The sequence below is a fragment of the Bacteroides sp. AF20-13LB genome (assembly GCF_003603065.1).
In the GTDB taxonomy this organism is placed as follows: Bacteria; Bacteroidota; Bacteroidia; order Bacteroidales; family Bacteroidaceae; genus Bacteroides; species Bacteroides uniformis.
Genome location: NZ_QTMH01000007.1, coordinates 1 through 23,672 on the forward strand (window position 1 = coordinate 1; position 23,672 = coordinate 23,672).

General features: G+C 44.1%; 24 protein-coding genes. 8 read left to right on the forward strand and 16 right to left on the reverse strand.

The features are described 5' to 3' along the window. Positions 1-74 precede the first annotated feature (74 nt). From DWX62_RS09220 to DWX62_RS09265, 10 genes are all read right to left on the reverse strand, one after another. Complete coding sequence (locus tag DWX62_RS09220; protein ID WP_120172765.1) at positions 75-1,475, reverse strand: lipopolysaccharide biosynthesis protein; 1,401 nt, start codon at positions 1,473-1,475, stop codon at positions 75-77. 19 nt (positions 1,476-1,494) lie between these two features. Next, positions 1,495-2,796, reverse strand: a complete 1,302-nt coding sequence (locus DWX62_RS09225) for a hypothetical protein (RefSeq protein WP_120172766.1) — start codon at positions 2,794-2,796, stop codon at positions 1,495-1,497. Next, positions 2,786-4,075, reverse strand: coding sequence for a DUF4910 domain-containing protein (locus DWX62_RS09230; RefSeq protein ID WP_120137059.1), 1,290 nt, complete (start codon positions 4,073-4,075; stop codon positions 2,786-2,788). The genes DWX62_RS09225 and DWX62_RS09230 overlap by 11 nt, the downstream gene beginning before the upstream one ends. A gap of 5 nt (positions 4,076-4,080) precedes the next feature. After that, positions 4,081-4,587: an HAD family hydrolase gene (locus DWX62_RS09235; protein WP_120137058.1), complete on the reverse strand. Its 507-nt coding sequence runs from the start codon at positions 4,585-4,587 to the stop codon at positions 4,081-4,083. Next, entirely contained in the window at positions 4,588-4,932 is a 345-nt protein-coding gene (locus DWX62_RS09240) for a serine acetyltransferase (protein ID WP_165859008.1), read from the reverse strand. 237 nt (positions 4,933-5,169) lie between these two features. Next, a complete protein-coding gene (locus DWX62_RS09245; protein WP_120172768.1) occupies positions 5,170-6,210 on the reverse strand; it encodes an N-acetylneuraminate synthase family protein in 1,041 nt (346 codons plus the stop codon). Further along, positions 6,210-6,962 carry a glycosyl transferase family 2 gene (locus DWX62_RS09250; RefSeq protein WP_120137055.1) on the reverse strand — a complete coding sequence of 251 codons (753 nt, stop codon included), beginning with the start codon at positions 6,960-6,962 and terminating at the stop codon, positions 6,210-6,212. The genes DWX62_RS09245 and DWX62_RS09250 overlap by 1 nt, the downstream gene beginning before the upstream one ends. 173 nt (positions 6,963-7,135) lie before the next feature. After that, positions 7,136-7,747 carry an N-acetylmuramidase family protein gene (locus tag DWX62_RS09255; RefSeq protein ID WP_229078221.1) on the reverse strand — a complete coding sequence of 204 codons (612 nt, stop codon included), beginning with the start codon at positions 7,745-7,747 and terminating at the stop codon, positions 7,136-7,138. A gap of 35 nt (positions 7,748-7,782) precedes the next feature. Next, a complete protein-coding gene (locus tag DWX62_RS09260; protein ID WP_120172769.1) occupies positions 7,783-8,271 on the reverse strand; it encodes a UpxZ family transcription anti-terminator antagonist in 489 nt (162 codons plus the stop codon). Positions 8,272-8,308: 37 nt separating this feature from the next. Then, positions 8,309-8,845 (reverse strand): UpxY family transcription antiterminator, encoded by a 537-nt coding sequence (locus DWX62_RS09265; protein ID WP_008663192.1) that lies wholly within the window; start codon positions 8,843-8,845, stop codon positions 8,309-8,311. A 718-nt stretch (positions 8,846-9,563) separates the two neighbouring features. On the opposite strand from DWX62_RS09265, the gene DWX62_RS21800 reads away from it, so the two are divergent. The 3 genes from DWX62_RS21800 (at position 9,564) to DWX62_RS09275 (ending at position 11,235) form a co-directional block, all read left to right on the forward strand. Then, positions 9,564-9,791, forward strand: a complete 228-nt coding sequence (locus DWX62_RS21800) for a hypothetical protein (RefSeq protein ID WP_034528723.1) — start codon at positions 9,564-9,566, stop codon at positions 9,789-9,791. 216 nt (positions 9,792-10,007) lie between these two features. Beyond that, a complete protein-coding gene (locus DWX62_RS09270; protein WP_022401485.1) occupies positions 10,008-10,355 on the forward strand; it encodes an SH3 beta-barrel fold-containing protein in 348 nt (115 codons plus the stop codon). Positions 10,356-10,395: 40 nt separating this feature from the next. Then, complete coding sequence (locus tag DWX62_RS09275; protein WP_120172770.1) at positions 10,396-11,235, forward strand: DUF4373 domain-containing protein; 840 nt, start codon at positions 10,396-10,398, stop codon at positions 11,233-11,235. 127 nt (positions 11,236-11,362) lie between these two features. Here the strand turns inward: DWX62_RS09275 and DWX62_RS09280 are convergent, their stop codons facing one another. Both DWX62_RS09280 and lipB read right to left on the reverse strand, forming a co-directional pair. After that, positions 11,363-11,959, reverse strand: a complete 597-nt coding sequence (locus DWX62_RS09280; protein ID WP_117589442.1) for an ACP phosphodiesterase — start codon at positions 11,957-11,959, stop codon at positions 11,363-11,365. Then, a complete protein-coding gene (gene lipB, locus DWX62_RS09285; RefSeq protein WP_272202404.1) occupies positions 11,956-12,627 on the reverse strand; it encodes a lipoyl(octanoyl) transferase LipB in 672 nt (223 codons plus the stop codon). Before lipB ends, DWX62_RS09280 begins: the two co-directional genes overlap by 4 nt. A gap of 137 nt (positions 12,628-12,764) precedes the next feature. On the opposite strand from lipB, the gene DWX62_RS09290 reads away from it, so the two are divergent. Both DWX62_RS09290 and DWX62_RS09295 read left to right on the forward strand, forming a co-directional pair. Continuing rightward, positions 12,765-15,611: a TonB-dependent receptor gene (locus tag DWX62_RS09290; protein WP_120172772.1), complete on the forward strand. Its 2,847-nt coding sequence runs from the start codon at positions 12,765-12,767 to the stop codon at positions 15,609-15,611. A 92-nt stretch (positions 15,612-15,703) separates the two neighbouring features. Beyond that, a complete protein-coding gene (locus DWX62_RS09295; RefSeq protein WP_005828170.1) occupies positions 15,704-16,537 on the forward strand; it encodes a helix-turn-helix domain-containing protein in 834 nt (277 codons plus the stop codon). A gap of 11 nt (positions 16,538-16,548) precedes the next feature. Here the strand turns inward: DWX62_RS09295 and DWX62_RS09300 are convergent, their stop codons facing one another. The 4 genes from DWX62_RS09300 to DWX62_RS09315 all read right to left on the reverse strand — a co-directional run bounded on the left by DWX62_RS09300 (position 16,549) and on the right by DWX62_RS09315 (position 21,352). Next, positions 16,549-18,243, reverse strand: coding sequence for a heavy metal translocating P-type ATPase (locus DWX62_RS09300; RefSeq protein WP_035448221.1), 1,695 nt, complete (start codon positions 18,241-18,243; stop codon positions 16,549-16,551). Between the two features lie 70 nt (positions 18,244-18,313). Beyond that, entirely contained in the window at positions 18,314-18,625 is a 312-nt protein-coding gene (locus DWX62_RS09305) for a heavy-metal-associated domain-containing protein (protein ID WP_035457917.1), read from the reverse strand. A gap of 28 nt (positions 18,626-18,653) precedes the next feature. Beyond that, positions 18,654-20,870 carry a TonB-dependent receptor gene (locus DWX62_RS09310; protein ID WP_008663185.1) on the reverse strand — a complete coding sequence of 739 codons (2,217 nt, stop codon included), beginning with the start codon at positions 20,868-20,870 and terminating at the stop codon, positions 18,654-18,656. Positions 20,871-20,953: 83 nt separating this feature from the next. Next, the gene (locus DWX62_RS09315) at positions 20,954-21,352 is read right to left on the reverse strand and encodes a hypothetical protein (protein WP_034532772.1); all 399 of its coding nucleotides are present in this window, start codon (positions 21,350-21,352) and stop codon (positions 20,954-20,956) included. A gap of 138 nt (positions 21,353-21,490) precedes the next feature. Here DWX62_RS09315 and DWX62_RS09320 point away from each other — a divergent pair, with 138 nt between their 5' ends. The 3 genes from DWX62_RS09320 to DWX62_RS09330 are packed head-to-tail and all read left to right on the forward strand — an operon-like array spanning position 21,491 to position 23,669. Next, positions 21,491-22,357: a DUF3298 and DUF4163 domain-containing protein gene (locus DWX62_RS09320; protein WP_008663184.1), complete on the forward strand. Its 867-nt coding sequence runs from the start codon at positions 21,491-21,493 to the stop codon at positions 22,355-22,357. Between the two features lie 37 nt (positions 22,358-22,394). Beyond that, positions 22,395-23,015 carry a 16S rRNA (guanine(527)-N(7))-methyltransferase RsmG gene (gene rsmG / locus DWX62_RS09325; RefSeq protein WP_008663183.1) on the forward strand — a complete coding sequence of 207 codons (621 nt, stop codon included), beginning with the start codon at positions 22,395-22,397 and terminating at the stop codon, positions 23,013-23,015. A 15-nt stretch (positions 23,016-23,030) separates the two neighbouring features. Continuing rightward, entirely contained in the window at positions 23,031-23,669 is a 639-nt protein-coding gene (locus DWX62_RS09330; protein ID WP_005828155.1) for an MBL fold metallo-hydrolase, read from the forward strand. Positions 23,670-23,672: the final 3 nt, after the last annotated feature.

The window sequence follows — 23,672 nt, forward strand, 5'->3', positions numbered from 1 at the left end:
ATTTTTGTTCGCAGCGAAGATAGAGGTTGCAATCAATAGCCATTTTTTGACTGCTTACCTATATAATAATAATATTACGTCTTTTTAAATTGTAACCACGATTTTATTACTAAACAAGCAATAAAGACAATTGTAATAACTATCTTAATGTTAAGATCGGAATCAACAAAAAATAAAGCCATTACTGTTAGAAACAAATGAATGGCAGCTATTTTAAGTATAGGATATGTAATCTTAGAATTATCTTTAAATACCTTCATATAAAAGCCTGCGTAACCCATATAGAAAGATGCGATGAAATACGCAATAACTATTCCCCAAATAGATAAGAAGGGAATTAAAATACAATACAACACAAAAGCAATGATACCAGAACAGAAAGTTAATCTTAAAAGGGAGGTTGTCTTTTCATGATAAAAAAATATATTACTCGCACCTACGTACATCGGTCGATAATTAAAAGCCATTACAAATATGACAGCATACGGATAGGTTGATGCCAACTCTTTATTGGAAATCAAAATATTGAAAACTTCACGACTCCACAAAGAAAAAATAAAAGTGCAAAAATAGGTAATGCCCAAATAGACATAAATTAATGCTTTAGCCCTGACTTCATCACGTTTCTTAATTGATTCCATACACATGGGATAGATAGCCTGATTTATAGCATTCACCCAATTCTCCATCAGCGAACTAATCTGAATCATTATGTTAGCACGTCCAAATACCGGAAGAGGGGTGGAATAAAAATCCATGATCACTTTACTGGAGGAGTTCAATAAGAAGCCACAATAGTAGTGAGGCACTGTAGGGAGTGAAACACGAAGGTATTTAAGTATAGTTTTTCTCTTAAAATTATAGATTGGTGATAGCTTTAATTCAACATTAACTGCATACCAATAAGAAGCGTTCATTAGAAATACTCCTAAAAAGCCACCTACATACCAACCCAAGTAGCCAAGTCGATAATGTACGACTAGAATATAATTGGCTAGAAGAGTAACTATACCAGACAAAATACTCCTCCACACTATTGGGATTGGCTTCATACTATTAACATAATAATAATTGCCAATTGTAGCAGTAGGACCAAAGAATACATTAGAAAAATTAGTTAAAGCAATAATCAGCCATTTATATTCTGCCGCCTCCTCAGGAATGATGAAATACAAAAGTAAGCCTTGAAGAAATGCAAAGAATATCATCCAAATATTGAGAAAACCATATATCTCACGCCACAAGATCTTGTATTGAAAACTACATTTATAAAAAATAACTCCCAGAACAGAATTAAATCCTAAAGTGGATAAAGCTGTGAGTGCTTGTGTATATGCATTAATTGTACCAGCAATACCATAATCTGTTGCAGTTAGGTATTGTGTCATTATAGGCAGCAAGAATACGTTTATTACCTGTGGTATATAAGGTGAAATACCAAAAAGCAGAGAATTAGTAAGAAGCTTACGTAGCATACTTTATTCCTATATGCAATTATACGAGCTTTGCAGATTTGATGTCAAGTCCCAAGGATTGAAGATATTCTTCATCAAAACCCCTCTTTAAAAAGTTGGCAACAATAGTAGAACAATTTCCTTCATATTCTTTATCGTATGCAGCATTAAAGAACTGTGCAATATCTGTAGAGACCATTTTAAGAGAATGACCAGACAGCATACACTTCAACTCATCTTCGTCTTTTGCATACTTAACCAATCCTTGTGCTACATAACTATATTGATCGGAAAATCCGCTCTTAGACAATGAATACATAATACTTGGCACACGAGCCATCAAGGCATCTAAATGTATTGAGGAATCATTTGCTATCAATATACCAATTCGATTAAGAAAATCAAAAGGAGTTTCATCATAGGCAGAAGTATATTCGATATTAGCATTTTCAAATTTAAAGTGCTCAAAATGCAGCATTCCCGGGTGTGTGCGAATAACGATCTTATAGGCAGGACTAATATTTAATATGAACTTGCATAATGCCTCTATATGATTATAATCATCAATCATATTGACAGCCACTCCAATCGTATTTATAAAAGCCTCTTTTTGATTAATGATTTTTGGTTTCATATAATCAAAGCGACATGCACCTAAAATCACCGTTTTCGATGTTCCGTCTTTATGAATATCTGTGTATTTATGAAAACTTTCGACTCCATCCAAAAAGGCATAACTAAATTGAAGTGCTGGATAGTAATTGGCCACAGATGCATGCTGAATATATAATGATTTTATATTCAAATTATTACAATGCCAAAGTGCCATTCTTGCACAATCCACATGGTCATTAGAAAAGAAGACACATTTAGGCGACATTTTTTTAATAAAATCACCTATAGTAAAAAAGTAACCTGGACTTCGTAATATCAATGGTAATCCATAACCATAGATTCTTTTTTCTTTCCCTTTATATTTCAGAAATCGTATTAGAATTGGTATTATATAAATTAAAGATTTTATATAAACCCTCTTTAATGTCAATTCAGGAACTTCAACGTCAAGAAGAAGATGATAATCCTGTTTATCGAATTTGTCCATCACAGAACTTAAAGCCCTTCGATTATTGAGTGACAAACAGAAAAACAAAATTTTTCCTTTCACTGAATTAATCTCTTTATACTTATAATTTCCATATATCAAAGAATAGACAAAACTGCGTGTGAAATAATATACTCCCCGCACTATATAGTAAAAGGATGAATGCCTTTTAAGGGGATATAAGTTTTCATTCAAAGTGAAATCTGAAAAATGAAAGAAAAAATCCACATTATTCTTCATATTTCAATATGCCATTTTTGATTAATACATCTTTTGCTTCCAAAAAGGAACCAATGGGGAGTTGTGCTTTCTTCAATATGTCGAATAGAGTATGCTTTCCATCAGAATAGTTGAGTATCCACATCATTGCATCAGTAACTTTACTCCGTGCATTAGGGGCACTTATAGTAGGATATAGTCCTCTTTTCCCCAATTGTGGTTCACACATAGGCATTTGATTAAAATACCTTCCATCATTCTCTAGAATACGAATTACATCATATAAATCTTCTGTCGATTGTTGTATTACCTCAAATGAAATATAACTCTTGTTGTCTAATGAAGTGTGATACTCTTTGAATGTTCCATAAACGCTATGCATTAATGAGCAAAATGGAAGATTAACACCTGGAGAGCAGTATTGTCTTTCATCACTACCCAATGGAAAAAAATCAATCACACAAGTGTTTGGATATCTACTTTTAGCAATATATTCAGTTGCAGCTTCAAGCAAGCTATCCCCGCGTCTGGACTTCTTGAGTGAATAGGGGGCAGCATCGCCAATACAAGTCAATATCATTCCACCTTTTACATATTTCTGCAAGTGCTCAAAATGATGAGAAATATACCAAATACTACCTATAGTCTCAGGCATCAATAAAAAGCGATATGTATATCGGGGCTTTACAAGTTTCTGCCTTATGAGACTATATAAATAACATAATACCAATGGACCAGAAAGTTCATTGTTGGCCAATGACGGATGACAAATATAACTGGAAAAAACTATTTCTTCCTTTGATTCTCCTTCTATCACTGCTTCTGCGACAGTCATTGATCCCTCTTCGTTATGACATGAGTCTATAAATACTTCATATTGTTCTTTGGGGTTTAAAGAAAGGAATTGATTGTAGCTCAAGCAGAACCCCCATCTTTTAGTATAATAGGAAGTTCTATAAGGTATAGCTTCAGGCTGGGCTTGAATATAATACAGATGCTTAATCAGATTATCATAAGAAAGAAGTTCATGACAAGCTATTGAATAACCCATCAGGTGCAAATTATTATTTGAGAAATCTATAATAATATTTCCTTTGGTATCTTTAATCCAAGCCTCTTTGACATTCCACTCTGCAGGTACTTTCCAGTCATAACAAGAGGTTCCTGCAGGCACTTCCGTAACATTGAATGGTACTAACTCAGACAGTATTTTTATTGTCTGTCGATTACCTTCACCTGTAAGGCTTCTGTTCAACGGCCATAAACGGTCAAAATAGGATTCTATTTCATTAACATCCATTGCACCTATTGATTTGCTAATACTACATTATCTATGATTGAAAGGATTTTTTCCTCCCCCAAAATAGCCTCAACAAACTCACGAAACACACCTTCACCGCCTTTTTTGGATAGCGTAATATTTCCATATGACTTCATATAGAATGGTGCCGAGGAAGGTACTCCACTGGTACCCACACTTCTAAGAACAGCCAAATCGTTGATATCATCCCCAATATAGGCCACTTCAGATAGTGAAATCCCTAAATCAGAAATAAGCTGATTAACAATCTGCATTTTGTTTTTAACTCCAAGAAAGCAGTAATCAACTTTCAATTTATCCGCTCGGCGTTTTACTATTTCCGTATTCTCACCAGTAATAATGCCAACCGAGATATTACATGCATGAGCAAACAAAACACCTGCGCTATCATAGGTATTAAATTTCTTCCATTCATCGTCTGTACGATTATAATACATGCCGCCATCCGTCCAAACGCCATCTATATCAGTTAGTATCAGCTTGGGTAACATTTATCTTTTATTTATTGCCGGAGTACCTACAAGTATGGCATTGGATGGAAAATCAGACATAACCAATGCATTAGCCCCTATAACAGAATTATCGCCAATATGAATTGAACCAAGAATTAAAGAACCGGCATACATGGTAACATTGTTACCAATCGTAGGACGTCCTCCATTTTTGTCTCCAATTGTACAATTTTGATGGATAGTAAAGTTGTCTCCAATATGTGCTCTTGCTCCTATGACTGTGCCAACTCCATGATTAATTCTAAATCCTTCTCCTATCTCAGAAGAATAATAAATTTCTATCTGTCCAATCACTCGGCCTAACAGAGAATATAAGTCCGCCACCCCCCCCGTTTTTGTAAATATTATTCGCTATTCGATAACAAAGAACTGTTTGCAACTGTGGCGTAAGAGACAACCTCTTAATGTCAATCACCCCTTCATACCATCTATTATAGTCCGATTGAAACTTAGCCAAAGCATCGTCTATTAGATGTGCCGGACAATCGAAAGAGTAATTGGATAAATAACAATTACTCTTCCATTGATTGATAAGTTGAATGACTTGAATTGATTTCATTATTATTGAATATACTTAAAGTAAATAATCTCATTTACAGGAATGTCTTCACGAGCCGTTTTTCCCACCACTTCATTTAGTTGGTTCCATTTAAAACCATCTCCAGGACTTAACATATGGAGGTCTTCCTTTTTTATTATCTCACCTTTCTTAATGTGCCGTTTACTCGCAATAGAACGTTCTAATTTTATTTTAGAATTAATTACACTCTTATCAATATAGAGCTTTTCTTCTCCCAACCAACGTTCAGCTATTCTAATATCACGAACCATGCGATTTACTCCATCAGGACCCAATGAACCAGCTTGATCTGTACCTTTCATATGGCGGTCGATAGTAATATGTTTCTCAATGATTTCCGCACCCATCCCCACTGCTACTATAGGAGCTGAGATGCCAACCGTATGGTCCGAGAATCCTATTCGGTATTGTCCATAATGCTTTTTTAAGTATTCAATTGTACGAAGATTTAGATTGTCTGGATGCGTAGGGTACTGAGAAACACAATGTAAAATTGATATCTGTGAATGATACTTGGTAATCACTTCCAAAGCATCATCCAGTTCTTTCTTTCCAGCCATTCCCGTAGAAAGAATAATGGGAATTTCTGTTTCGGCCATTACCTCCAAAAGAGGAAGATTTGTCAAATCTCGACTTGCTACCTTTAAATAATCTGGAGTAAAAAGTTTGAGAAGAGACATACAGCCTTTTGCACACAATGTTTCTACAAAATCAAGCCCCTTTTCTTTTGCATACTTATATACTTCATAATGCTCCTCATCTGATAATTCAAGGAAAGCACGATGTTCTCCATAAGTACGCCCAAAAGAATTAGGTGTATCGTAGATGCGATTCATCTGTGAAGTTGTTAATTCTTCGTTTAAATCTCTTTTGGTCAACTTGACCGCATTCATTGGCTTAAGTTCAATATTAAAATCGTCTTCCCTTACCGGACGAGCAATCAACTCGACAATTAATTTCGCAATATCCACTGAGCCGTTGTGATTTTGGCCGATTTCGCCAATAATATAGGTATCTTTCATTATTTGCTGTTTTTTTCGATTTGATTCTTCATGTCATCATAATAAGTCACATGATTATCTAAGTAGTTGATTATCTCAGAGATTTTGGGATAGGGATTAGTCATACACAAATCACCATAGATCTTTGCGGCATTGTCAAAATCTTCTTTCGTGTCTATTGTTAGACGTATGTTAGGATGGTTTTGCAAACATTCAGGCCCTTCAATCCAACCAATTCTGAAAGATTCGGGATGGGTATAAATATAATTGGTAACATGCTCATGATATAATTTTTCTGTCGTAATTGCGCTTATTTTCTTTAGTGCATCCAGCCGGACATATTCAGTCCAAAAGCCATAATGAGTTTTAATCGAAGGCGAACCTGAAATCTTAAAACTTACATAGTCATATTCTTCTGAGACAGATGAAACATATTGAATAAGATTTTCGATAGAATCTAATTCCAAAAAAGGATTATCAGAACAAACACGAATCAAGTGCTCTACACCTAAATATTCAGCAGCATCTATAAAACGTTGGAGAACATCATTCTCTGCCCCTCGAAAACAAGTTATACCATATTTTTGGGCAACCATCTCTAATTCTTTGTTTTTTAAATCAATAGATGTTGCTAATACCACATTTGCATGAATATGCAAAAGCTTCTTAATTAAAAGGTCAAGTATTGTTTCTCCTTGATAAAAAGGAAGCAAAATTTTCCTAGGTAAGCGAGACGAGCCTAATCGGGCTTGGATAAAAAAAGCGAATTGCATTTTACACTATATTTATTATATTGAGAATTGTTCTTACGAATATAATACTCACTTGAACACGGGAGCTGTACTCAAGAATGCGGTGATAGTAACCTTTATCATGCGAAGTATAATCATTTTGAGTATAACGACTAAACCAATTATTGGTCAACATTCAATTTAGACGTATTATTTTACAAGCTGTATTTCTGATAAGCTGCCTCCAACTTCACGTCATAACGATTCTGCGCATACGCCGGTCCGTTATAGCATTTAGCAAACACTGCCCAATCCCTAGCCTGCAAAGCCTGAAGCATCTGGCTATTCTTCTTAATAAAATTAGCAGTAAGTAATAGCTGTTTGAATTCGCTCTCGCACATGCTACGTACAAAACTTTCTATGCTTTCTTCTCCACAAGCCGCATAGTTAAAGCCCATAATCTGGAACATACCCCAACTGGCGGAAGCATCTGCCGCTTCACGATTTATCTTACGGGCTTGCTCCAAGCGGTCATATTCGCCAATACCACCTTTATAGTGTCCTTTTTCCCATTTAGGATAAAGGATATTCTCATTACCTTTCACATAATCTTCAGGATTACTCCCCCTTTTCTTCAACTGGGTCCAAAAAATATGCCCCTCAAAAAGAATGGCAGGCCTTCCGGGAGAAAAAAAACCTCCCCTACCGCCGGTTTCCACTTGCTGAACAGCCTTCAATGCTGCAGGTTCACAGCCCAACAGTTCGGCTACTTGGGTGAAATCCTCATCTATCAGACGCCCACTATTTGATTTTTCAATGATACTCATACACATTTATATTTATAAAATCCATTTTATGGATTTTATTCGTCAATATATTCCCAAGGATAAGGATTATCCACCACATTCTGAAACTCATCAACGGCCTCCCGTTGTTCGGCAGTCAGCAATGCAGCATCCCAAGAGGCAATGATGGAGTGAGCTTCATCCGCCAAAGCCTCATCGAACACCTCCCCATAGCAGGCAGTAAGCAGACGGAGCTTCAGCAAAGATGCGGGAAGAGTATCCAGAACACCCCAGCAACGGTTCAGAACTTCCTGTACATGCTGCTGTTTCTCGCCATGGTCAATGAACGAAGCGTTGTAACCCATCAGGAGGGCAAGGCAGACATTCGCCTGCTCCTCCATCGTAGCACCCCAGGTACCCGAACTATACAGAACTGCAGTCTGGTGATAAACCTCACCATTACGACGTGACAAGTCATCACTATAAATAGGACTCCCGTCCATACCCAAATACATCAGATCGTGCGCGGCACGCTGAAGGAGAAGTGCTTCTTCTAAAAGAGACATGAGTAATAATTAAAAATTATAAATTAAAAATTAAAGATTAGCGGATTACTTCGATGAGGTCCGGATGGATGGTGGCCATGGCAACAGCAATGACACCTTGTATCTCTATAACCACACGGCGGTCACGTGCCCCCTTTACTTTCAGAAAAATACCCTCCTGACCTGCAAAGTCACCACCCGTAATACGGACTCTAGTTCCCTTCGACAGATTCAACTCTTCGGGCTGGAAATAAAGCAAATGGTCGTTATAGGTTCCGGCAACGGCGATGAAGCGCTGCATCTCATGGTCGGGAATAATTATCTTCTGACCACTGCGAGTATCGGTTATATATTGCAAATAAGTAATTTGAGACTTAACACGCTGTACGTCGGAAGGACGTGCATGGACAAAAACCAGATTACGGATGACGGGAACCAAAGTACGGACTTTCTTACCCTTACGGATACTTACCTTATATTGCATGGGGACAAAACAGCCGAGGTTCTCCTTCTCGAGAAGATGCACCGCATCAAGCTCTCTGCGGTATGTGGCACGCATGGCATGCCAGACTTCAACCTCGTTATCCGTTTCCATTTTCGTTGTTTTGTTCACAAAAGAGTGTTCCTCTGGGGCTTTGAACCCTCGGTATATACCTGGTATCCAATCATTTGCGAGCACCTTATGTAAAATACAGCAAGCATTGTGCCCTTCTTGCCAACAGTTTTTTTGCAGTTCGTCATTACCTTCTGGTAAGAGACTATAAACGAACGGATTACAAACAAAAAGCGTTTTTTAAACGTTCGTTTAATGGACGTCAAATTTCAGGAAATGAAATAGGGAATGAGTTAATAAAAGGGAATGGAAATTTTAAATATTAAATAAGATACTTAATATACTGAATTACTGTAGATTAAACTTAGATACGATGGGTTTTACAAAATATTTTTATTAAACATTTTGAGGATATAAAAAACAGTCTTATCTTTGCGTCCATTAAACGAACGTTTAAAAAACACTTCCAAGTCAAAGTCATTTCCATTTATATATCAACGCATTAACCCATCATAAAGATAAAACCCAGCTTTTTATCTCCATCCTTACTCTACAAAAACAAAAAACTTGATATACCTTTGCATTTATTTTACAAACTACAGTAATTTTAATTATTAACCCAAAAACATTAGAAAATGAAGGCAAAAAAGACACTCCAAAGTAAGGAAAAAAAACAAAAAGAGACACCCTTAAAACGGATGTAAAGCACGGCATATCAGCTCCGAAAGCAGGAGTAGGACGTCCCTCAAGCGGGGAGGTTATGGGAATACTGCCACAATATAGGAAAGAAGTCATTAAAGACATCATCCTATGGAAAAAATCAAGATACTTTATAGAAGAAAAGCCGACAAGCAACAAGGCATTGGCACAATGGGCATACTCACATTTCGACTTTAGAACGCCAGACTATAAAAGACTGTCAGAAAACACTATAATACAAGAGTTCGGTGAAGTGTGGCGGGAAATGAAGGTAGCAGGAGAGATATAGGGAATAAAACAAAAAGGGCAGAAACCACGAAACTTATTGACAATAATTAAATATAAACAACTTAAGGAATAAACCACTTATCTTTGCCGCCACTTTGGTAAGGATGAAGCCACACCACCTACAGATGCCGCTTTCTCAATGAATGCGGCATCTTTTTTTATATACAAGCGTACCTCCTGCCAAACTAATACAATTATTAATTTTAAAGACAACAAGATGAGAAAGTCGACAAAGAACGCTTCACTTCACGAAGCACTGAGAAACCTATGGAAAATACGTATCATGCTGGAAAAGAACTACACGGAAACATGCGCCACATGGATGGCCCGACGGATAGAAAGCCTGATAGACCACATGCAATACGGCCACGCACTCATAGCCTACCACAAGCAGGACGGGACATTCAGGCTGGCGAAAGCCACCTTACTGCCCTACAAGGCTGACTTCAGAAGAGATTATGACATCACAAGAGTGACAAGCACCATAGCCTTCTGGGATGTGGAACTGCAGGCATGGAAAACTTTCCAGCTGGAGAACTTCCTCGAATGGAGCCCCATATGCTAACCATTAACCATTAATCACTAATCATTAAACACTAAAAACAATGGCCATGATGTACGGGGGAATGCTATACTTCCCCCTCAAAGTAAATCTATTCGAAGAGATAGCAGTGGAACTGGTGGAAGCCAGGTTCGGACTGAAAGGAACGGCGGCGGTAATGAAACTGCTGTGCAAGATACACAAGGAAAACGGATATTACCTGAAATGGAACGCGGAGCAATGCACACTGTTCACAAACAAGGCGGGAAAGGACATCAACGAGCAGGAGATGCAGGGAATCGTGGACATCCTGGTGGAGAAAGCCTTTTTCGACCCCAAAACCTATAAGGAGCAAGGGGTACTGACCTCTACCGAGATACAGAAGGTATGGCTGGAAGCCACCAAAAGAAGAAAAAGGGACCTCACCACCCTGCCCTATCTGCTGGTAGAGACGGAGGAAGATAAACCGGACAAGGACAAAACTTGTACGCAAAACCGAGAAAATTGTACGCAGGATGCGGACATTTTCCCCGAAAATGCATGCAATTCCAAACAAAGCAAAGAAAGCAAAGTAAAAGAAAGCAAAGCAAAAGAAAGTAGAGCACTTCCCCCTCTTACTCCCCCCGGGGAAAGCGGAGGAGCGCAGGGAAATCCTGATCTGGACATTCCCGGATATGCCTACAACAGGAATACGCACAACCTGGAATGCCTCATGCTGAATCTGGAAAAGCTCTACATCACCGACCGGGAGGAAATCAGGAAGATTCTGAAGTTATCGGACTACGGCAGGCTGGGAAACTACGTCTGGAAAATATTCAATGGGACGAACTGGAGCAAGGTGAACAGCAAGGGAGGGTACATCATCTCGGTACTGGCAAGAGAGAAGCGGAGTACGGGAAGCTGATTCCACAGGGCACAAGCTATCAATAACATGTCATGCAGGAAATCAACAACGTGTGATACAAAAAACAAATATCGTGTCGGCAGGATATTAATTCCTTGCCGACACGATATTCATTCCTTCTTCGTCCTTAAAATTGTGACTTATAATTATGCTGATATTCAGCGCAAAACCTCTGCAATTCAATAAAAAATGGCTGGAACACAGCAAACAGTTCCTCATCGTGCTCTTTAAGGTAACAAATTGCCTTATCTACGGATATATCAATATGATGATATTCCACCATGATGTTCAAAGACTCTCTTATTCCGTTCAGAGTGGCGTATTTCCGCAAACGGTCGGTCAGGATAAAATGCCAGATGAAACGTTTGAACCGTACCGGAAGATAGCGGTAATTGATGAGGAGGGAAAGATAGAAAGTCCGGGTATACCTCCTCAAGGAAACTCCGGAGAACGACTCGAAACGGGAAGCCAGCAAATAATCGAAATAAATATCCAGCAACACCCCCGAATACCGTCCGAATTCAGGTTGAAGCCTATGCACCACCTCGCAAACTGCCGGATGATGGTCGGTATAGTCGTCAATAGCGCGGTGAAGCTGAATCCCCTTGGCTATATCCGGCGGATAATTTTTATAGGAACTTCCTTTTACGGCATCCCCTACAAAATTGCCCAACTGTACTTTTCTGTTCGAACCGGAAAGGAATATATGTGCCAGGTAGTTCATGACAAAAGACTTACCAGTTCCTTGCAAAGACGCTCCTTCACCTCTTCCATCGGCACTTCATGTCCCAGTTCTTTCTGCAAAGAAGTGACCCCCTTGTCGATGAATCCGCAGGGATTGATATAGCTGAAATAACGTAAATCGGTATTCACATTCAGTGCCAGCCCATGCATGGTAACAAAATGGCTGCTGCGCACGCCGATGGCACAAATCTTACGGGCACGGGGAGTATCGCCCTCCAGCCATACGCCCGTTGCCTTCTCCAGGCGTCCGGCAGCGATGCCAAACGAAGCACAAACGCGAATTACCGCCTCTTCCAGCAGATGCACATACTCCTTCAACCCCAAAGAAAAGTCCTCGAGGTTCAGAATAGGATAACAGACCAACTGTCCCGGACCATGATACGTAATGTCTCCACCACGGTCAATATGATAGAGCGTAGCCCCTATCCTGCGCAGTTGTTCTTCTCCCAGCAGCATATTCCCTTCTTTCCCGCTACGCCCCAATGTATAGACATGGGGATGCTCGCAGAGCACAATATGATTGACATAGCACTCTCCTGCCTGCTTGGCGTGTACAAGTGCGTCAAACCATTCCGTCTGCCGGCTCCATGCCCCGGCATAAGGAATCATGTTCCAATCTGATATTTCCAGTTTCATGCAAGCAAATATAGCACTTTTTTGAATTCACTCCCCGAATTTATCTTAAATATGTAGCATCTATTCATAAAAATACACCTTGATAATCTGATAATATCTCACGTACTTTGCAAACATTCTGATATAACTATTCACAAAAAGACAGACTTATGAAAAAAAGAATTCTAATAACGCTATTCGCAGCGTTACTGTTCAGCTTTTCCATATCTGCACAGATATTGAAGGGGCACGTATATGATGCAACGACCAATGAACCGCTTGCAGGGGCATCGGTCACCTACAAGCTGAAAGACACGCAAGGCGTAGTGACCGACATAAACGGTGCATACGAAGTACACCTGCCGGCGGGAGGTGTAGATTTGGTATTCAGCTACGTGGGATATGAGGATGTGCCAATGCCCATCGTCATCAGCAAAGGAGACATTATGCAGAAAGACGTGTACATGAAGGAAAGCACCAACCTGCTGGAAGATGTCGTGGTCTCGGCCGGACGGTTTGAACAGAAGCTGAGCGATGTGACGGTCTCCATGGATTTGATAAAGGCCAGTGACATTGCCCGCCAGGCTCCCACAGACATCACCTCGACACTGCAGACCATTCCGGGGGTGGATATCATCGACAAGCAACCCAGCATTCGAGGCGGTGGCGGCTGGACTTACAGCGTAGGTGCCCGCAGCCTGGTACTGGTAGACGGGATGAGCGTGCTCAGCCCCCAAAACGGAGTCATCAACTGGAACAGCGTACCTCTGGAAAATGTGCAGCAGGTAGAGGTCATCAAAGGAGCCTCCAGCGTGCTCTATGGTTCGTCGGCCCTGAACGGCATCATCAACATACGCACCGCACGGCCGGGACTGACCCCTCAGACCCGTTTCAGTGCCTATGTAGGAATCTATGACGACCCCGACAACAGCGATTACCAATGGAGTGACAAATCTTTCTGGAAAGAGGACAAATATCCGGTAAAGCCCTTGTTGCGCAACAGCCTTTTCAGCGGTGTACGCAATCCGCTCTACGAAGGTTTCGACCTCACCCACTCCCGCCGCATCGGTAACTTTGACGTCAGCGGCGGACTGAATCTCTTTACCGACGAGGGCTACCGCCAACAAGGTTACAACAAACGTTTCCACATCAACGGAAACCTCACCTACTATCAGCCGGATATGGGTATGAAACTGATGAACTACGGTTTCAACGTGGATTTCCTTTCCAACAAGTACGGGGATTTCTTCATCTGGCGCTCGCCCGGCGAGGCCTACCGCCCCTCTCCCTTTACTAATATGGGACGTGAGTCCAACAACTTCCGCATTGACCCTTTCTTCAACTTCACCAATCCTGAAAGAGGTACTTCACACAAAGTAAAGGGCCGTTTCTACTACAGTGCGGACAATGTGGTACGCCCTACACAATCCGCCTCCATTACGGATATTCTGGGCAACATGGGCACCGACGCACAAGTCATCCAGAACATTGCCAATGGAGACTACACAGCCCTCCAACCACTGATGACCGGAGTTATCAAATGGCTGGGAAGCGACAAGCTGAGTGATTTGATGGACGGTGTCTTCGGCTCTCTGGACAACATATTCCCCAATGCCACCACTGCCGACTATTGCGACCTCATCTCCTGGGTAATGAGCAACGGCCTGCCGTCTGACATAGGCGGACTGCTTGAAGGGAAACTGCCCAGCGACCTGGTTCCCTGGCTATCCGGTGTACTCAATCCGGAGCGCAATCAATCACCGACACGGACGGACAAGAATTACGACTATTATCTGGACTATCAGTTCAACAAGAAATGGGACGGCGGCGCACAAATCACCACGGGCCTGACTTACGAACATATCCGCACCTTCTCCGGCGAAACGGAAGAAGTACATCAAAGTGACAATGTTGCCGCCTATATGCAATACGACCAGCGCTTCTGGGACCGCCTCAGCGTATCGGCCGGTGTACGTGCCGAATACTACCGGATAGACAAGCACTACCGGGAAGCCGACACAAAGGTTTTCGGGAGCAAGATCCCTTTCCGCCCCGTGTTCCGTGCCGGGCTGAACTACCAGCTGGCCGATTACAGCTTCCTGTGTGCCAGTTTCGGCCAGGGTTACCGTAATCCCTCCATCACCGAGAAATACCTTCGCAAAGACATCGGAGGTGTAGGCGTATATCCCAACTACAACGTACAGCCGGAAAAAGGATTCAATGCCGAGCTGGGATTCAAGCAAGGGTACAAGGCAGGCAATTTACAAGGATTTGCAGATGTCGCCGCTTTCTATACCCAATACAAGGATATGGTGGAATTCCAGTTCGGCCTATTCAACAATGCGGACCTGAGCATGATAAACAGCGTTACAGACGCCATACAAATGCTGAAGGACGGCAAGGGTTTCGGCATCGGGGCACAGTTCCACAACGTGTCCAAAGCACAGATTTATGGAATGGAAATCAGTACCAACGGCATGTACACCTTCAACAAAAACGCCAAGCTGCTCTATAACCTGGGATATGTATATACCGAACCGAGGGATGCCGACTACAAGAAACGCAATGCCCTGGAGAACACCTATACCGACCCGCTTCAGATGAAGGAGAAAAGCAATGACGGCAAGTACTTGAAATACCGTCCGAAACACAGTTTCAAGGCCACGCTGGACTTTCAGTGGAAACGCATCAACATAGGTGCCAACGTAAACTGGAAAAGCAAGATGCTTGCCGTGGACTATATTATGCTGGACGAACGCAGCAAAAGTGAACCTGACCTGCTGGACTACGTGCGCGGCATCCTCTTCGGCTCGTCCAACGGGGAAACCCTGGCATCCTATTGGAAAAAGCATAATACGGACTATGCCACAGTGGACATGCGCTTCGGGGTGAAAGCCACCAAGGAAGTAGCTTTCCAGTTCATGATAAACAACCTGCTGAACAAGGAGTACAGCTATCGTCCCATGGCAGTAGGCGCGCCACGTACTTTCGTCGTAAAGATGGACGTTACATTTTAAAAAAAGAACATTTCATTTTAAAAACAGAATGTCTTCCGTTACTTTTTCCCGGAAAAGAATTACCTTTGTGCGAACTCTAAACGACAAAGCGTATGGAATTTCCTCAAGTCGACCTGCCAGTAGACATGATTGCATGGACTGAAGTAACGGAAGACATTCTAAACATATACAAACAGTCGTGCCGCCTGAAAGCATGCATCTTTGCACTATGCATAGAAGGTTCCATCACGGTATCCATCAACTTGATGGATACGGAAATCAAGCAAGGGGATTTTATCACCCTGCTTCCCGGAACCATCATACAGTTTTACGAACAAAAGGAAAAAGTGTGCCTGGGATTCGTGGGGTTTTCTTCCCATTGCCTCAATGGAGTCAACCTCATCCAGTCTACATTGAGCTCCTTCTCCAACATACTGGAGTATCCGGTACTGGCTGTCAACCCTACCGTCGCCTCCTACTTCAAGGACTATTTTGCCCTATGGGCACGCATCACGACCGGTCCCTATCCTCCCGATACAAAAATGGCTCAAAGCACATTGAACATGCTCCTCAGCGGCATAGACAGAATGTATTGCCACCGTCCGCAGATGCAAAAAGGGAATAAGAGCCGGAAAGAGGAAATATGCCGCGAACTGGTGCAGCTCGTCATCGAAAACTATACCCGCGAACGCCGCGCGCAATTCTATGCCGACAAACTGGGCATCTCCCTGCAACACCTCAGCACCACCGTGAGGCAGGTGACCGGCAGAAATGTATTGGACATCATCGCCCACGTCGTCATCGTAGACGTGAAAGCCAAGCTGAAATCAACCAACATGACCATTCAGGAGATTGCCTATTCCCTGAACTTCCCCAGTGCTTCCTTCTTTGGAAAATACTTCAAGAGGCACATGGGCATGAGTCCGCTGGAGTATAGGAACAGCTGAGAATACAGCCGTCAGAACCTGGAACTCAGACGAAGGCTGCTCAAAGCCACGGATACACAGGAAAGAGCCATGGCAGCACCTGCCAGCGCAGGACTCAGCAGGATGTCATAGACGGGATAGAGTACTCCGGCCGCGACAAAGATACCCACTGTATTATAGATGAAAGCCCAGAACAGATTCCGGTACATGAGGCTCACAGTCTGGCGAGACAACCGGAAAACTTTGGGCAACAGCAGCAGGTCTGAAGTCCTGAGAGTAATCATGGCGGTGTCCATCAACGTATCGGTCCCCTTTCCCATGGCAATGCTTACATCAGCACAGCTCAAGGCTTGCGCATCGTTCACGCCGTCACCTACCATGGCGACCGTTTTACCCTGAAGCTGCAGCTTATGGATGAAATCCTCTTTGTCGTCGGGCATGGCATCAGCCACAAAACGCATGATACCCAAACTGCCGGCCACGGAAGAAGCTGTACGCTCACCGTCTCCCGTAAGCATGCATATCTCGATGTCCTGGATACGCAGTTCCCGGATAGCTTCCATAGAAGTCACCCGCAACTGGTCCTTGATGGCAATAACGGCAAGTAAATCGTTCTCACGCCCAAAGTAGACAATACTGTTTCCGTCCGATTCATATTGTGTCAGCATATCGGCCAGGATATCCGACAAATTGGCTTGATAATCTTTCAGCAGTTTATGGCTTCCTACCCAATATTCCGCACCCTGATAGGCCACTCTGACACCTTTTCCGGTAATGTTTTCAAAACCGTCCAGGTGGGCAGGGATAACCTGCTCCTCCCCTTCCAGGGCCGTAACGATTGCTTCTGCCAGAGGATGGTCCGAAGTAGACTCGGCAGCAAGCAGTACATCTTTATAATGCTCCTCCTGCCCTTGCGCCCACAGCCAGCCTATTACCGTAGGATGTCCTTCTGTCAAGGTCCCGGTCTTGTCGAATACCACCACATCCACATTGCGCATCTGCTCTAAAGCGGAAGTGTCCCTGATAAGGATATGATTGCGGGCAGCTTTATTAAGGCCCGCCGCCAAAGCTACTGGAGTGGCCAGCCCTACCGCACACGGACAAGCCACCACCAATACGGACAAAGCGGCAAACAGACCGTGTGACACTACATCTATGCCTCCGAAGAACACCCATATAAAAAAGGTCAGCAGGGAAATGATGAGAATGACCGGGACAAAAAGCTCGGCAACGCGGTCGTCAATGCGTTGCTTCTCCGGCAGTACGCGGGCTGCGTTATGCTGCCAGCCTCCCAACCGGCAGATAGCCGCCGACACATTTCGCCGGGCACGTTCCTCCATAAACTCGCCGGTCAGGGAAAAGGCGATGATGACGGCGGCAACCCCATAATAGACATGCGGTTCCAGCCCGATGCCCAGCCAATAATCCGGGAAGAAAGTGTTGAACACACTGAACAGAAAAGCCACAGAGGTGGTAAGCGCCACCAGACGGTCTATATTGTTGCGGCCCGACCGGGTTCCCTTCCAGGCACCGGCATAAAAAGGAGCGCCGAAAAACAGCAGTACCGGAATTGCCAGTACCATCTGTATTTCACGGGTATAGGGTACATGCACAAAGACTGTAGAAAACAGTATCAGTACGATGGCAAAAAGCCATGCACCGACGACGCGCAATCCCGTGCTGTGCATATCCGGCACGGGATGTGCCTTAGTAATTATATTGCTCATTCGATTTATTTTTTAGATGGTTGTTGTTCCGCTTTAATAAAGCAACAACTGGAATGAGCAGTTTGTTCAATTACTTCTTATCGTCCTGCTTGGTTTCCTTGACAAACTCCGCTTCATAATGGAACTTTTGGAAACCTTCTTTCAACTTTTCCACATTGGTCTTGTCGGCATCATACGTGATGGTTACCGTCTTTGTCTTCAGGTCTGTGTGGAAGTCCTTCAGTCCCTTCTCAAAACGGATGTTATTGTTTATCTTCCTTACACAGTTCTCACACTTCATCTGTGCTACCTTGAACACGGCTGTACGGATGTCTTTCGCCATTGCGGCAGATGCACAGAAGAGTACAACTGCCAAAGTCATTAAAAATCTTCTTGTTTTCATTGTTTCGCTATTGATTTAATAAATAATATTATATTCTCGGCAAGTTAAAACGGACACCTACATAGGCTTTTGCCCCATGCATCGGTCCCCACACCATCGTAGCGTCAAAGTTGCTTCCCCAGGGATTGGAAGCATCAATGATGGGGTTTTTCTGCTTGAAGTTTGTCAGGTTCTCGCCACCGACGTATATAGACCAGCGACGGAAATAGCGCGTCACCTGGGCACTCAACTGCTCGAAGCCGCCATAGCGCCTTTCCCACGACCAGTTGCCGTCTGTCAGTTCGTATGGAGCCGGCATGCGCCCGCCACCGTTCAGTTGCAAAGTCACATCAAACTGCCACAATCCCAAAGGTGTCTGATAAGAAGCCGTCAGCAAACCTTTATACTTGCTGGTAAGGGGTTTCTCCATCAGCTCTCCGTTGTAATTCGTTTTGGCATCCGTCCAACGGTAAGCCGCGGTAAAGGTGAAACCCGGGAAGAACGGATAGCTTGCCTCCACCTGCACTACCTGCGAATAGGAACGGCCGTGAAGGTTGTAGAACAGAACGGCATGCGGGTCCGTATCCATATCCACCACCACCTGCTTGCGGAAATCCGTGTAATAGTATTCCGCATTCAGGTTCAAGGTTTTGCCGAACAAGGGAATATAGGCGGAAGCGCTTGCGCCATAGTTCCAGGCCTCATCCTGGTCAAGACGTTTGGCGATGTCTATCCGGCGGCTGCTTGCCAGCAGGTAGTTATTCTCGGCCAGCACATGGTTTGTGCGGTATCCCTTTCCTGCCGAAAGACGGAAATGTACATACTCGTTGGGATTGTACTTCACATGGAAACGCGGAGTGACGAAATAGCCGTACTCACTGCTATGGTCGCCGCGGATACCACCCATCAGCACCAGTTTATCGTCCCAGTTGTAGGTGTACTGCACGTAGGCGCCGGGGACGGCTTCTTTGGTGAATTTCTTCGTCAAAGGCTGTGCGGCGTCATTGTCCAGGCGATAGTGCTGGTCGTAGGAGTCATAGTTGAAGCTCAGTCCGGCAGAAAGGCTTTGACGCTTGGTCAGTTCCGTCTCGAACAGCAAGGAGGCATAAGCGTTGTGCTGGTCCACATCGTAGATTTTCCGTCCGTACAAGGCATCCTGCTTGTGCAGGGAGCCGGAAAGGATCAATGCCAGGTTGGTGTTCTTCTCCTTATTGAATATATAGGCGTTCTTGGTGAAGGCTTCGTAGCGGTCGGTACCTATACTTATCTTATAAGGGTCTGCCAGGGACGTTTTGCCATGGCTGACTTGCCCGCTGTTGCGGTCTTCCGTAAGCACTTTGATGCCTGCCTGGAAGACGTAGCGGTCGCCCATGTATGCCCAGCGGTTCCAGAGGTTGTACTGCTCCACACGGGGGATGTCGGCAAAGCCGTCGTCGTTGCTGTCGTGAGCTTTGGTCTCATTCTCGTAATGCGCCAGCAAAGAGGTGCTCCAACGTTTGGAGAGTTTCACCGTGGCATCGGCATTGGCTTCATAACGGTTGGTGCTGCTGGCAAAGAGGTTGGCGGAAAACCAATCGGCTTCGGGCAACTGGGGTTTCTTGAATTCCACATTGATTTGTCCCGTGATGGCCTCATAGCCGTTCTTCACGGATGAACTGCCCTTGCTCACCTGAATACTCTGCATCCATGGCCCGGGTACATAACCCAGTCCGTAGGGGGCGGCAGAGCCGCGGTAGTTGGGGATATTCTCCGTCATCATCTGCACATACGTACCGGACAAGCCGAGAAGCTTGATTTGCTTGGCACCGGTGGCGGCGTCAGAGTAGGTGACGTCCACCGAGGGATTGGTCACAAAACTCTCTCCCAGGTTACAGCAGGCGGCACGACTCAACTCGGCGCTGCTTATCATATCTTCATTCATCACACTGTTGCGCAGCTTCATGGTGCCCAACTTACGGCTGACCACATTCACCTCGCTCAGTTCCACCCCTTCGCGCAAGACAATGTCGAGCGTCTCATTGCGGTTACTGACGTGTATCGTATCGTTCTCAAAACCGATAAAGCTGACTACAAGCATATGCTTGTCATTGGGTTTGGACAAGGAGAAAGTACCGTCCGCCGAAGTGGTGGTGCCTTGAGTGGTTCCCTGCCAGAAGAGGTTGGCACCCGCAATCGGGTCGCCCAAATTATCCTTTACCGTTCCCTTTACCTGCGCCTGCAAGGCGGTGAAAGAGAACAGAAGAATGGCTATCAAACTATATTTCATTTCTGTTTTATACTTAAAGAAGTGATTAAAAAACAAACAGTTCCCTCCGGACAATTCATGTCATTGCCCCGTATAAAACAACACTAAATGAGAAGCGTGGAATAGAGCGCCAGATAATGACGCGAGCCGACGACATATGGCGGTGCTCCTGAAACAACTCTCGGAGTACAAGCCACCTGCGGCAAGGAGTGATCAAACAGCGGCAGTTGCTCGCAAAACAGTGTAAGGAATGGCACGAACGAAACAGACTCGTGTGCATGCTTCACGAAATCCACCTTGTAGTAGACGGCTGTACAGCCGGTATCCTTGCATGTTTGCCGTGAGGCACGATGTGCATTATGGCATTTGGAACAGCCGGAGGTGCAGCAACTTTGTGTCGTCTCGCATCCGGCACAGCAATACTGAACTACAGAAATCCCCACTCCGCTTATAATGATAAGGGAGGAAAAGAGTACAGCCAGTATGTAACGGAGTTCCTTCATAAGCGCTGCAAAGATAGAAAGTTTTAACCGTTTGCCGGAATTAATTTTTCCTTTTTTATGTGTGCAGTTCGTTAATAAGTTCTATATTTGTCGATAAAGTTTTTTGATTGATATGTTGATTTATAAACGAAACTCAATATGAAAAAGCAAACTGTCAGCCTACTTGTCCTTCTGCTTGCGGCAAGCGGCTTTTTCTTTTCCTGCGGTAACACCGTGAACAAAAACGCATACGCGTTGGAGTTCGACAGTATACAAGTAAACGAAACCGTACATCTCTTCGGAGACACAGCCAAGCCGGCCTGCAACCTCATCCTCAACGTTGCCTACGCCAGCCAGTCATCCGACGTGAGGCTGAAAGACAGTCTGAACGCCTTCTTCCTCTCTGCCTGCTTCGGCGACAAGTACATGGCGATGACACCCGAAGAAGCTGTCAAGAAATATACGGAGAAATATGTCGGCGACTACCGCAATGACCTGGAGCCGATGTACAAGAAAGACGAGGAGGACAAACAGGACGAGCAGAGCATAGGAGCCTGGTATTCCTATTATAAAGGAATCGAAAGCCATGTGCAGTTGTGCAATACCTTAGTACTGACCTACCGTATAGATTACAACGAATATACCGGCGGCGCACACGGCATCTATATGTCCACCTTCCTCAACCTCGACCTAAAGACCCTAAGCCCCATCCGCCTGGACGACCTCTTTGAAGGCGACTATAAGGAAGCGCTGACCGACTTGCTTTGGAAACAGCTGATGGCAGACAACAACGTCAGCACCCGCCAAGAGCTGGAGGACATGGGTTACGCCACCACCGGTGACCTGGAGCCTATCGAGAATTTCTACCTGGACCCAACGGGAATCACCTTCTATTATAATGTATATGAAATTGCCCCATACGTAATGGGAGCAACCAAAATCACGTTGTCTTATGAGGACATAGCCCCTCTGATGAACGGTAAATTCATTGTATTAAGCAGCGCTATAAAAACAGACGGCGAATAGGAACTGTAATCAATTGTCTATCAACATAAAATTCACAATGGATTTAATACTCAAATATTTCCCGGACCTGACGGAAGAACAGAAACGGCAGTTTGCCGCACTCTACGACCTCTATCTGGACTGGAACTCTAAGATTAATGTCATTTCACGCAAAGATATAGAGAACTTGTACGAACACCATGTGCTGCATTCTCTGGGCATAGCCAAGGTAATCCGCTTCAGGCCGGGGACACAGATTATGGACCTCGGCACGGGAGGAGGCTTTCCGGGAATCCCGCTTGCCATCCTTTTCCCCGAAGTATACTTCCATCTGGTGGACAGCATCGGAAAGAAAGTACGCGTAGCCTCCGAAATAGCCAACAGTATCGGGCTGAAAAACGTCACCTTCCGTCATGCCCGCGCAGAAGAGGAAAAAGGGAAGTTCGACTTTGTGGTGAGCCGTGCCGTGATGCCGCTGACAGACCTACTGAAGATTATCCGCAAGAACATCTCCTCCAAACAGCAGAATGCATTGCCCAACGGACTGATTTGCCTCAAGGGGGGCGAATTGGGAAATGAAACCATGCCCGTCAAGAACAAGACCACGCTGTGGGACCTGAAGGAGTTCTTTGAAGAGGAGTTCTTCGAGACAAAGAAAGTAGTATATGTAGGGGGATAAATCTAAATACATAATATGAAAATAAAGAGATTCGAATTTAATATGTTCCCGGAGAACTGTTATGTGCTTTGGGACGAAACCAATGAAGCGGTCGTCATTGACCCGGGCTGTTTTTATGAGGAAGAAAAGCAGGCCTTGAAAAACTTCATCATCAAGAATGGGCTGAATGTGAAACATCTGCTGAATACCCATCTGCATCTGGACCATATCTTCGGCAATCCTTTCATGCTGAAAGAGTTCGGTCTGAAGGCCGAAGCCAACCAGGCCGATGAGTTCTGGATTGACGAAGCGCCGAAACAAAGCCGCATGTTCGGCTTCCAACTGCAGGAAGCCCCCGTGCCCCTGGGCACTTATCTGCACGATGGAGACATCATCACCTTCGGCAATACAGAACTGGAAGCCATCCATGTGCCGGGACACTCGCCAGGCAGCCTGGTGTACTATTGCGCGGCAGACCACTGCATGTTCTCGGGGGATGTGCTGTTTCAAGGCAGCATCGGCCGTGCCGACCTTGCCGGCGGCAACTTCGACGAACTGATAGAGCATATTTGCAGCCGTCTGTTCATCCTGCCCAACGACACGATTGTCTATCCCGGACACGGAGCACCGACTACCATAGGAATAGAAAAAGCGGAGAATCCGTTCTTCCGGTAAATA